The 12,155-nt window shown below is 44.7% G+C and carries 10 protein-coding genes; all 10 read left to right on the top strand.

Annotated elements, in window-relative coordinates; translation table 11 throughout:
- Positions 1–8 precede the first annotated feature (8 nt).
- Positions 9–1,226 (top strand): aspartate kinase, encoded by a 1,218-nt coding sequence (gene dapG / locus GQF01_RS05275; protein WP_161405806.1) that lies wholly within the window; start codon positions 9–11, stop codon positions 1,224–1,226.
- 25 nt (positions 1,227–1,251) lie between these two features.
- Positions 1,252–2,115 (top strand): 4-hydroxy-tetrahydrodipicolinate synthase, encoded by an 864-nt coding sequence (gene dapA / locus GQF01_RS05270; RefSeq protein ID WP_161405805.1) that lies wholly within the window; start codon positions 1,252–1,254, stop codon positions 2,113–2,115.
- 168 nt (positions 2,116–2,283) lie between these two features.
- Positions 2,284–3,960 carry a ribonuclease J gene (locus GQF01_RS05265; protein ID WP_161405804.1) on the top strand — a complete coding sequence of 559 codons (1,677 nt, stop codon included), beginning with the start codon at positions 2,284–2,286 and terminating at the stop codon, positions 3,958–3,960.
- A gap of 177 nt (positions 3,961–4,137) precedes the next feature.
- On the top strand, positions 4,138–4,878 hold the full coding sequence (locus GQF01_RS05260) for a ClpP family protease (protein ID WP_407945396.1): 741 nt from the start codon (positions 4,138–4,140) through the stop codon (positions 4,876–4,878).
- Complete coding sequence (locus tag GQF01_RS05255; protein ID WP_161405802.1) at positions 4,875–5,111, top strand: YlzJ-like family protein; 237 nt, start codon at positions 4,875–4,877, stop codon at positions 5,109–5,111. The genes GQF01_RS05260 and GQF01_RS05255 overlap by 4 nt, the downstream gene beginning before the upstream one ends.
- Positions 5,112–5,175: 64 nt before the next feature.
- The gene (locus GQF01_RS05250) at positions 5,176–7,740 is read left to right on the top strand and encodes an FtsK/SpoIIIE family DNA translocase (RefSeq protein WP_161405801.1); all 2,565 of its coding nucleotides are present in this window, start codon (positions 5,176–5,178) and stop codon (positions 7,738–7,740) included.
- A gap of 139 nt (positions 7,741–7,879) precedes the next feature.
- Positions 7,880–8,674 (top strand): spore cortex-lytic enzyme, encoded by a 795-nt coding sequence (gene sleB, locus GQF01_RS05245; protein WP_161405800.1) that lies wholly within the window; start codon positions 7,880–7,882, stop codon positions 8,672–8,674.
- Between the two features lie 99 nt (positions 8,675–8,773).
- On the top strand, positions 8,774–10,054 hold the full coding sequence (yfmF, locus tag GQF01_RS05240) for an EF-P 5-aminopentanol modification-associated protein YfmF (RefSeq protein ID WP_161405799.1): 1,281 nt from the start codon (positions 8,774–8,776) through the stop codon (positions 10,052–10,054).
- Positions 10,055–10,057: 3 nt separating this feature from the next.
- The gene (yfmH, locus tag GQF01_RS05235; protein ID WP_161405798.1) at positions 10,058–11,347 is read left to right on the top strand and encodes an EF-P 5-aminopentanol modification-associated protein YfmH; all 1,290 of its coding nucleotides are present in this window, start codon (positions 10,058–10,060) and stop codon (positions 11,345–11,347) included.
- Entirely contained in the window at positions 11,344–12,099 is a 756-nt protein-coding gene (ymfI, locus tag GQF01_RS05230; RefSeq protein WP_161405797.1) for an elongation factor P 5-aminopentanone reductase, read from the top strand. The genes yfmH and ymfI overlap by 4 nt, the downstream gene beginning before the upstream one ends.
- Positions 12,100–12,155 lie beyond the last annotated feature (56 nt).

Genomic DNA, 12,155 nt, shown 5'->3' with positions numbered 1-12,155 from the left:
GGAAACTCATGCGAATCCTTGTACAGAAATTCGGAGGTACCTCGCTTTCCACCGCACAAGCTAGAGAACACGTTATTGGACATATTCAAGATGCACTAATTGATGATTACAAACTAGTTGTTGTTGTTTCGGCGATGGGACGTAAAGGGGAACCCTATGCGACTGACACGCTCTTAGACCTTGTTCGTAAGAATGGGGAGGGGCTGCCGGCGCGGGAACTCGATATGCTAATGGGCTGCGGAGAATTAATTTCTGCGGTACATTTGTGCAGCTTATTGCAGTCTAGAGGCATAAGCTCGACAGTTTTGACGGGTGGGCAAGCTGGCATCCTAACCAATGACGATCACGGTAATGCTAAGATCGTGGCTATGCAGCCTAACCGTATTCTAGAGTTACTGGAACAAGATATGGTTGTTATTGTTACAGGTTTTCAGGGTAAAACTAGCGAGGATGAGCTGACTACGCTGGGTCGTGGAGGTAGCGATACTTCAGCGACAGCATTAGGAGCGGCACTGAAAGCTGAAATTGTTGATATTTTCACCGATGTGAATGGGATAATGACAGCGGATCCAAGAATCGTCGAGGACGCTAAACCGCTTATTCGCGTCAGCTTTGCCGAGATTTGCAATATGGCGCATAATGGTGCTAAAGTGATTCATCCGCGTGCAGTAGAAGTCGCTATGCACGCTAATATTCCGATCCGGGTTCGATCCACGTTCACGAAGGAATTAGGCACTTTGGTTACAGCTTCAGACAGTATCCCGCATGATTTGAATCAAGTGAAAGACCGCTTTGTTACGGGGATAGCCCATTTTACGAATATTACGCAAATCTATGTGGCCGCTGTTGAAGGGCAATTTGATCTACAGCTTCGTGTTTTCAAAACGATGGCGCAGAACCAAATCAGTGTCGATTTTATCAGTGTGAATCCTTCGGCAGTTGTATATACCGTGTTTGACCACGAAGCTGAGCGTGCTGTTAAGCTGCTTAGGAGCCATGGTTATGAACCCCAAGCTTTAAGTGGATGCGCTAAGGTATCCGTGATTGGCGGGGGGATGAACGGTGTGCCAGGAATTATGGCGCAAATTGTAGAGGCTTTAACGGTAGAAGACATACGGATCCTGCAATCAGCCGATTCGAATACGACGATTTGGGTGCTTGTTCAAGGTGAAGATATGATTAAATCCGTTAAGGCATTACATCATAAATTTGGTTTAAATAAATGAATATGAGATTCAGGAGGTGCAAACGGTGGATTTTGGAAGAGTAATCACAGCCATGGTCACTCCGTTTGACGAGCAATTACAAGTCAACTGGGACCAAGTAGAACCGCTAATCAATTATTTGATCGAAGAGCAGCAGTCTGATAGCCTCGTAATTTGTGGGACCACAGGTGAGGCGCCTACATTAAATGACGAGGAGAAGCTGAAGCTTATCGAGCTATCCGTTCGTTATGCAAGGGGGCGTTGCAAAATCATTGCAGGCACTGGAAGCAATGACACTGCACACACCATCCATTTCTCCCAAAAGGTTGAGACACTCGGAGTAGATGCTTTGCTCATCGTTGCTCCTTACTATAACCGCCCATCACAAGAAGGGCTGTACCAGCATTTTAAAGCCGTTGCTGAATCCGTTAAAGTTGGTATCATGCTTTATAATGTACCGGGACGTACTGGCGTCAATTTGGATGCTGAAACAACCATTCGTCTTTCTCATATTTCGAATATTGTGGCAACCAAGGATTGTGCGAACACGGATCAATTAACCCGTATTCTTAACGATGCAGCCCCTGGTTTCCTAGTATACAGCGGGGATGACAGTAATGCCCTGCCAGCAATATCGGTTGGTTGTCATGGCATTATTAGCGTAGCGAGTCATGTGATTGGAAAAGAAATGCAATCTATGGTAAAGTATTATTTAGAAGGTAACATTCAGCAAGCGGCAGAGCTACATCGTAAGCTGCACCCTGTGTTTATTGGCATTTTCCGTGTTCCGAGTCCTGCACCAATTAAGCATGCTCTTGCACTGAAAGGCATTCAAACAGGTGGCGTGAGACTTCCGCTAGTTCGCGTATCCGAGCAAGAAGGACAATTCATCCAATCACTTTTTGTATGATAACGCCTAATGAATCGGTGCTCCGGCATCGGTTTTCTTTTTTTGGGGAAGCTATTGTAATCGGTATTAACTTGTATTTGTTGTTTTTTTTCATGTATAATGGTTGCAAGTGACTAGTTCGGTTTTTCATTTAAAATTCGTCGTCCAATCTTAGAAGGAGGTATATTCTTGTCCAAAAAAAATATTGATAAACTTTTGATCTTCGCTCTTGGCGGCGTGGGCGAAATCGGAAAAAATATGTATTGCGTTCAGTATGCGAACGATATCATCGTCATTGATAGTGGTTTGAAATTTCCTGAGCAGGACATGCTCGGAATCGATATTGTCATTCCAGATATCGGATACTTAACGGAGAATCGGGATAAAGTACGCGGCATTATCATTACTCACGGCCATGAAGATCATATCGGCGGCTTACCTTATGTGCTTAAGCACCTTAATGTTCCACTGTATGCTACCAAGCTTACAATGGGTCTCATTGAGGCGAAGCTGAAGGAAGCGAACTTGCTCGGTACGACGAACCGGATCCTCATTAACGCGGATACCGTGCTTTCTTTAGGCACTCTTACAGCAACATTCTTCAAAACCAATCACAGTATTCCTGATTCTGTTGGTGTCGCTCTGGATACGCCGGAAGGCGTCGTTGTTCATACAGGGGATTTCAAATTTGATCAAACTCCTGTGAATGATCAATATGCTGATTTGCACCGTATGGCAGAGATCGGGAAGAAAGGCGTTCTTGCCTTGCTTTCTGACAGTACCAACGCAGAACGACCTGGTTACACAGGTTCAGAGCGCAGTGTAGGCGTTGAGATTGAAGAAGTGTTCCGTAAAGCTAAACAGAGAGTTGTCATTGCTACTTTTGCATCTAACATTCATCGTGTACAACAAGTGTTTGATGCAGCGGCTGCAACGAATCGTAAAGTTACCGTTATTGGTCGAAGCATGGTAAATGTGGTATCGATTGCAAGCGAATTAGGTTACTTGAACATTCCGGATGGCATGTTGATTGAGCCAGAAGAAGTGAACAAGCTTGCTGCTGATCGGGTTGTCATTCTTTCCACTGGAAGCCAAGGCGAGCCGATGTCTGCACTTACAAGAATGGCGCGTTCCACCCACCGCAAGGTTGATATTTTACCAGGTGATACGGTCATTATTGCAGCTACGCCGATTCCAGGGAACGAACGCGACGTAGGTCGTACCGTCGATGAATTGTTCCGTATTGGTGCTAATGTTATTTACGGACCAGGTTCAGTAACCGGTGTACACGTATCAGGTCACGGTAGTCAAGAAGAATTGAAGCTTATGCTCAATTTGATGAAACCGAAATACTTTATTCCAATTCACGGTGAATATCGCATGCTGCGTCAACATGGAATCCTTGCTGAGTCCGTGGGTATGGCGAAAGAAGATATTTTTATGTGCGATATCGGTGACACGGTAGAAATTCAAAATGGTGTTGCACGCAAAGGATCTAAAGTTCAAAGCGGCAACATTCTGATTGATGGACTGGGCGTCGGGGATGTAGGCAACATTGTGTTGCGTGACCGTAAGTTACTGTCTCAGGACGGTATTCTTGTAGTCGTAGTTACTCTCAGTAAACAAGATGGCAAAATTCTATCCGGACCGGATATTATCTCTCGCGGATTCGTATATGTACGTGAATCAGAGGGCCTCTTGGAAGAAGCCAATCGTATCGTTACCAACACATTAACGAAGTTAATGAATGAAAATGTAAATGAATGGGCATCTTTAAAAACTAACGTAAAAGATGTTCTCGGACGCTTTTTATATGAACAAACCAGAAGAAGACCAATGATCCTTCCAATTATCATGGAAGTCTAGGCTCGAACAGTCACTTGAACCTATGCAAATAGCAAAGCTCTCTCCATCACTGGAGGGAGCTTTTTTCAGTTGGTTCTTAAGATGACATCATGCATGAAAGGAACCAAGATTATTCATACTATGGGAGATTATGATCCATGCAGGTAAGGATAATTAGTCAAACATGAAGGGGGACTTATTGTGGCATCATCAACAGAACCGACGAAGCAGCAAGAACCAGTAACAGAGGAAGGTAAGAAAAATCCGATCCTCGAAAATATTCAGCAATTAGGCCAAACCAATACGATTTCGGGTGAATCGAACATTTTTTGTCTTACCATTATCGGACAAGTGGAAGGCCATATCGTTCTACCGCCGCAGAATAAAACAACGAAATATGAGCATCTCATTCCACAACTGGTCGCCGCAGAGCAGAATCCAAAAATTGAAGGCGTTATGATCATTTTAAATACAGTGGGTGGAGATGTTGAGGCTGGGTTAGCGATTGCAGAGATGGTGGCGACCCTTTCGAAGCCTTCTATTGCGTTAGTGCTAGGGGGAGGGCACAGCATCGGTGTCCCTATAGCCGTTTCAGCAGATTATTCCATTATTGCCGAGACAGCAACGATGACCATTCATCCGATCCGATTAAATGGTTTAATTATCGGAGTTCCGCAAACATTTGAGTATTTGGACAAAATGCAAGAACGTGTTGTGCGATTCGTAACGAAACATTCCAATATAACGGAACAAAAGTTTAAAGAGTTGATGTTTACGACAGGCGAGCTGACAAGGGATATCGGGACAACGGTCATTGGCGAGGATGCTGTGAAATACGGTTTAATCAACCAAGTCGGCGGGATCGGTGATGCCATTCAAGAGCTCAACAAGCGCATTGAATCGAAGAAGGCAGCTATGGGTGGTGGCATGGTACAATGATTCATTATTCGGTCGTGCCGATGGATGTCATTTTTGAAGGGGCTGATACCTATGAGCCCAAATTCATGGATATTGATCTGGGTGGAATCAAGATGCAAATTGAGCCTCTTAGCGGCTTTCAAGCACGCATTGTTAGGCTGTACAGCTGTAACCCACAGGATTATTTAAAAGAGCAATATGCGCCAGGAACCATAATTTCTTACAGTCCAATTGTGGAGTCTTCACTCACTTAAAGCGTTGTTCCTGTATCATCCCTCAAGCCAAATATGGTATAATGTGGACTTGGGGGTGACAAGCGTGGCGAAACGCAAGAAGAAAGGTAAGGCTTTAAAAACTAGCTTGTTATTCGAATTGTACGGAATTCTCATTTTGATTTTTTCCGTCATTGCACTTGCCCATCAAGGACATGTCGGGAACTCACTGATTTACCTTTTCCGTTTCTTTGTTGGAACATGGTATTCGTTGGTGCCTCTCATTTTCATATATGTGGCCTTATATGCCATGATCAAACGTGCTTGGCCACAGATGGTGACGCCTAAGAAAGCAGGCATTCTGCTGTTCATTCTTGGTCTGCTGATAAAAAATCAGATTGATTTATTTGCTCAGTTATACCCAGATGGCGGATTTACGTCAGGTAAAATCATTTCTTCTACATGGAGCGCCATGTTGGAGGGGCTGCATCCGACGGACGCAGGGAAGGCTGCGCTTGAACACGGTATAGGCGGCGGGATGATCGGCGCCACGCTGTATAGTATCTTGTACTTTTTATTTGACTATTTGGGTGCAAGATTGATTCAGTACGCGTTATTTGTAATAGGTTTTATTCTGGCTACTGGCATTTCTTATGTAGATATCGGGAATGTAATCCGCGGTAGATTCAGCAATGTCGGACAAAATTTCAAAGACAGAATGAAAGAATGGCTGCAGGATCGAGAAGGGCGTCAACCAGCGCAAGTTGCTACGGCCTCGGCCTCAGGTGCTAGTGTCAAAAAGGTAAAGAGACAAGCTTATGTGCCTGTTGACGATGAGTTCGATGAAGAAGTATTCCAGCCTGCGAAGCGCAAGAAATCACCGCTTATTATGGAGCTGCTGCGACCGATTAAAGAAGGTCGGAAGAAAGCTACAACAGCTGCAAACGATGAGAGTGAAGATAATCTTTTACATAATGAAGAAGCAGCGGAAGCTTCCGAGCAAGTTGTTTATCAATCGAATGAAGGACGAACTGCTAGCGAAATCTCTTCGGAAGATCAGCCTGTTACACCAATCATTCGTGATTTCCAGGAGCAAGTTTTCCAAGAAGCACAACAATCAGTTAAACCTGCCGCGGCTGCATCTACAACTGTGTTACCTAAGACAAAGCCAGCTTCTGCTGGTGATGCAGTTGCTGACGACGAGCCTGTGACTCTAGAGTTTCAAGATCAGGTACCGGTCGTTCAAACCCGGCCGTATGAAATGCCTGCACTCGAGCTACTATCGAAGCCAGCAGTTGGCAAAGGCAGTGAGATGTCTGACTACAAAGCGAATGCCAGGAAGCTAGAAGCTACCTTGGAAAGCTTCGGAGTTCGTGCCAAGGTTCTCGAGGTCGTAAGAGGACCTGCGGTAACACGGTATGAAATTCAGCCAGATGTCGGGGTGAAGGTGAGTCGCATTGTATCCTTAACCGATGATATAGCGCTGGCGCTCGCTGCTAAGGATATTCGGATGGAAGCTCCGATTCCGGGCAAATCGGCGATTGGGATTGAGGTTCCAAATCTAGAGGTGTCCATCGTAACAATGCGAGAAGTGATGGAAACGTCTGCTTTTCAAGAATCCAGCTCACGCTTATCCGTTGTACTAGGAAGAGATATTTCCGGACAACCTATCGTCGGGAATTTGGCTAGAATGCCCCATCTACTGGTAGCTGGTGCCACAGGATCAGGTAAATCCGTATGTATCAACGGGATCATAACGAGTATCTTGTACAAAGCTAAGCCGAACGAAGTCAAGTTTTTGATGATTGACCCCAAAATGGTTGAGCTCAATGTTTACAACGGAATACCGCATCTTCTAGCGCCGGTTGTTACAGACCCGCGCAGAGCTTCTCTAGCTCTTAAGAAGATCGTTGTCGAAATGGAGAAACGATACGAGCTGTTCTCGAAGAGCGGCACGCGAAACATTGAAGGATATAATGCGATGCTAATCGAGAGCGGCACGGCAGCTCCACTGCCTTACTATGTTGTCATTGTCGATGAGTTGGCTGACTTGATGATGGTTGCGGCTAATGACGTGGAGGATTCGATCTGCCGATTAGCGCAGATGGCTCGTGCAGCAGGTATTCACTTGATTATTGCTACACAACGGCCTTCCGTTGACGTTATTACGGGAGTAATCAAAGCCAATATCCCTTCGCGTATTGCATTCGGTGTTTCCTCGCAAGTCGATTCACGGACGATTTTGGATATGGTTGGTGCGGAGAAGTTGTTAGGTCGAGGCGATATGCTTTATTTACCTGTTGGCGCATCCAAGCCGGTACGTATACAGGGAGCTTTTTTATCCGATCAAGAGGTTGAGCATGTTGTGACCTTTGTACGTACGCAAGAACAAGCCAATTACCAAGAAGAGTTGGTACCGCAAGTTGAAGAAATGCCTGAGCAGCAAAATGAATTCGAGGACGAGCTGTATGATCAAGCCGTCCAAATCGTGCTAGAAGCGAAACAAGCTTCCGTTTCCTTATTGCAAAGACGCATGAGAGTCGGCTATACACGCGCAGCAAGGCTTGTTGACGCTATGGAAGCCAAGGGAGTTGTCGGCCCTTATGAGGGAAGCAAACCCCGTGAGGTCTTGATGTCTATTGAGCAATATCAGCACAATCGAATTAGTTGACAACGGATATAGGATGAATACATGGACACTCTCTTTCAGGAGAGTGTTTTTGTTTGCATAAACAAAGACCCCCTTTCTCATAATAAGCTAAGAAAAGTAAGAAAAGGCTCTTATTTGAAAAGTGAGGTTGAGAAGGGGAATGAATAAACGATTAATTGTGCTAACTTTTTGTATTGTCTTCGTATTGGTTGTTGCATTCCAATTGAAAGGAAAGTTCAACCCGCCAGCAGAAGAAACGTTCAGCAAAAATGAGATACGTTATGGAGCTACGGGAGCAGACGTCAATGAACTGCAAGGGCGTTTGAAATTCATCGGTTTTTATGGCGGTAATATAGACGGTGATTATGGGTATAAAACATTAACAGCTGTGAAACGTTTCCAAGGCGAATTTGGGATGACGGTAGATGGCATTGTAGGGGCAAAAACAAAGCTTAAGCTTTGGGAAGCCACGAAAAACTGGAAACCAACAGCGCCAGCGACCGGAGGAAACACAGGTGGTGGTGGAAGTACCGGTGGTACGGACAATGCGACTTCCGACCAGAAGCCAGCTAATCTCGTTCCTTCAAATAACCTTGGGCTCTCCGATCAAGATATTAATCTTATGGCTAATGCGGTGCACGGTGAAGCTCGCGGAGAGCCGTATATCGGACAAGTTGCCGTGGCAGCGGTCATATTAAATCGCGTAAAATCACCGAGTTTTCCAAACACGGTTTCAGGAGTTATTTTTCAGCCTGGCGCCTTTACGGCAGTAGCAGACGGTCAAATCTGGCTAACTCCTGATGAATCAACAAAAAAGGCGGTAAGAGATGCTTTGAGTGGCTGGGATCCGTCAGGCGGTTGCATCTATTACTTTAACCCGGAAACCGCGACGTCCAAGTGGATCTGGTCTAGAACACAAGTTAAAACTATTGGCAAGCATATTTTTTGTAAATAATTTCGACCTGGACAAGGAGAAGGGACCTGCATTGGTTGCTTCTCCTTCTCGTATAGGAATATAATGGAACTATTACGATCTTAGAAGGGAGACAGACCTTTGAAGCATATACAATTTGAGCGCAGTACACTAAATCATATACGTTTGCATGTGCTGCCGACAGATCGGTTCAAAACGTTTGCTATTTCCGTGTACATAGGCCGTCCCTTAGATGAAGAAACGGTTACGAATACCGCCCTTACTCCTTTTGTTTTACGCAGAGGAACTGAATTACGGCCGGAAACGCAGCAATTTCGAGAGTATTTGGATGATCTGTATGGCGCAGGTTTTGGGTTTGATATTTACAAAAGAGGCGATTATCAGATTGTGCAGTTGCGAATGGATATTATTAATGACCGTTTCGTGAAGTCAGCGCAATCACTTTTGAAGCAAGGACTTGATTTTGTTGGAGAAACACTGACACGTCCTGCTCTAGAAGGTAATCATTTTCGCAGCAAATATGTAGATTCCGAGAAACAAACGCTCCAGAAGCGTATTGAATCCGTCATTAACGATAAAATTCGCTATGCGGCTGAGCGCTGTATTGAAGAAATGTGCAGTGACGATCCGTATCGTCTTCACCCATTGGGTAAAATAGCTGATCTTGACCGCATCAATTCCGAACAGCTTTACGAACAGTATAGACAGTGGCTTCAATCTCAGCCAATAGATATCTATGTGGTTGGTAACACAACGCTAGCTGAAGTTGAAGGAATCGTAGCAAGTGCATTCAAGATTGAACGTAGTCAAGATGTTGGTTACGTAACTACGGCTCCGCGGGGCGCATCAGGTGAAGTGAAGACCATCGTCGAGCGGTTGGACGTTAATCAAGGTAAATTGAACATGGGTCTGCGCACGAATATTTCTTATGGTGATGAGCTTTATCCCGTAGCCCTTATGTATAATGGTGTTCTGGGTGGGTATCCGCATTCCAAATTGTTTATCAACGTCCGTGAGAAAGCGAGTCTAGCTTATTATGCTTCTTCTCGTTTTGATGGGCACAAAGGCATATTAACGATTCAATCCGGTATCGAAATGGCCAATTATGAGAAAGCGGTTGATATTATTCGCAAGCAGCTAACGGCTATGGAGCAGGGAGATATTAATGATATTGAACTAAGCCAGACCCGAGCTATGATTGCGAATCAGCTTCGCGAAATTCAGGATTCCGCTTTTGAATTAATTTCTTTTGATTTTAATGCGATCTTATCTGGTAAAGAGCGTACAGTAGCGGGCTTAATCGAGTCCGTGGAACAAATCGATATTCCGGCGATTGCCGAAGCTGCTAAGCGGGTTCAACTGGATACGATTTACTTTTTACGGGATCAGAAGGGAGAGTAGGCCATGAAAGTTATTCCTTATCCACACCTGGGTGAAACGATTTATCACGAAGTGCTCGATAATGGGCTTCATGTGTTTGTTCTGCCCAAGGAAGGTTTCCAGAAAACCTATGCGACATTCACAACGCAGTATGGTTCAATAGATAACGATTTCCAAGTTGAAGGTAAAGAAGCTGTTCAAGTTCCCGATGGTATTGCCCATTTCCTTGAACACAAAATGTTTGAAGAACCTGAAGGCGATATTTTCGCCACTTTTGCTTCAAATGGCGCTTCAGCTAACGCTTTCACCAGCTTTGACCGAACAGCGTATTTATTCTCGTCTACCGACAATTATTTAACAAATTTAACGACATTAATTAACTTCGTGCAAAATCCTTATTTTACAGATGAAAATGTAGAAAAGGAAAAAGGGATTATTGGTCAAGAGATCAAAATGTACGAAGATAACGCGGATTGGAGAAGCTATTACGGATTAATTGAATCCTTATATGCGAAACATCCTATTCATATTGATATCGCGGGGACCGTAGCCTCGATTGCCAAAATTACAAAGGAAACTTTGTATGAATGCTATAACACTTTCTACCACCCAAGCAATATGAGCTTGTTCGTTGTGGGTGGAGTGAATGCTGAAGAGGTAATTGCACTTGTCAAGGAAAATCAAGCCGGCAAAACGTTTCCACCTCAAGGCGATATCAAAAGGTTCTTCCCGGATGAGCCATTAGATGTGAAGGAAGCGCGCAGAGTTACCTTGCTCCCAGTATCGATGCCGAAATGCTTAATTGGCTTCAAGGAGCAGGCGCCAGCAGTACAAGGCAAGGATTTGCTGACCAGAGAATTAACGACGAAGTTAATGCTGGATGTTCTGTTCAGCTCGAGCTCAGATATTTATCAAGCGCTTTATGATGAACAGCTTATTTCTGATAATTTCGGCCATGAATATAATTGCAGCGATGGTTATGCCTTCTCTATCCTGGGTGGCGACACCAAAGATCCTGATCAACTTATTGCCCGTATTCGTGAAGAAGTTGAAAAGCGGAAGAGCGCAGGCCTTGATGAGGTTACTTTTGAACGCAGCCGCAAGAAGAAAATCGGTAATTTCCTGCGCATGATGAATTCTCCCGAATCGATTGCCAATGAGTTTACGAAGTATCGGTTTAAAGGAATTGATTTGTTTGACATTTTGCCCGTCTATGAGCAAATTACGCTTAATGATGTTAATCAACGTTTCAGAGAGCATTTTGATTGGAGTAAGCTTGCTATTTCGATTGTCCAAAGTCGTGAGAAGTCGTGACCTTTCCCAAGCCGTTTAGTGAGCAAACGGTTCTCATTACGGGAGCCAGTCGAGGGATTGGAGCAGCAATCGCTGAGCGTTTCGCCGCGGTAGGGATGAAAGTGGTCATTCACTACCGCGACTCTCATGAAGCGGCTAACGAAGTAGCCAGAACTTGCATGAAGCATGGTGCGAAGGTTCTGACCGTGTCAGCGGATGTCAAATCCCGTGAACAAATCATGTTAATGAAGGAAAAACTAGAACAAAAAGAAATGATTCCTGATATCATCGTGAATAATGCTGGCATCGCTCATTATGGGCTATTGTCAGATCTAAGCGAAGAAGAATGGGATTCTGTCATGGACGTGAATCTAAAGGGAGCTTTTCTCTGCTCTCAAGCCTTTATGAAGGCAATGATTTCTCAGAAATATGGCCGGATTATCAATGTTTCTTCGATTTGGGGAATCTCTGGGGCATCTTGTGAAGTTGTTTATTCAACGGCCAAAGGTGGGCTGAATGCGTTCACTAAGGCATTGGCTAAGGAGCTTGCCCCATCTGGTGTGACGGTGAATGCCGTTGCGCCTGGCGCTGTTGAGACAGAGATGATGTCCGGGTTTCAAAGCGAGGAGCGGGACGCGATTGCGAACGAAATTCCGGCAGGCCGTTTTGCGATGCCGTATGAAGTAGCTTCGCTCGTATATTTCTTGGCACTTCCTGAATCGGGCTATATTACGGGTCAAATCATAAGCCCTAATGGTGGATGGCTAACTTAATGTCATTGTAAGAAGCACGCATAATTCTAGGGGGAGAAGTGAATATTACTTATGTA

This window comes from Paenibacillus silvestris, assembly GCF_009882985.1.
Lineage (GTDB): Bacteria > Bacillota > Bacilli > Paenibacillales > NBRC-103111 > Paenibacillus_E > Paenibacillus_E silvestris.
The sequence above is the reverse complement of the archived record's forward strand: the minus strand, read 5'-3'. Positions and strand labels throughout refer to the sequence as shown.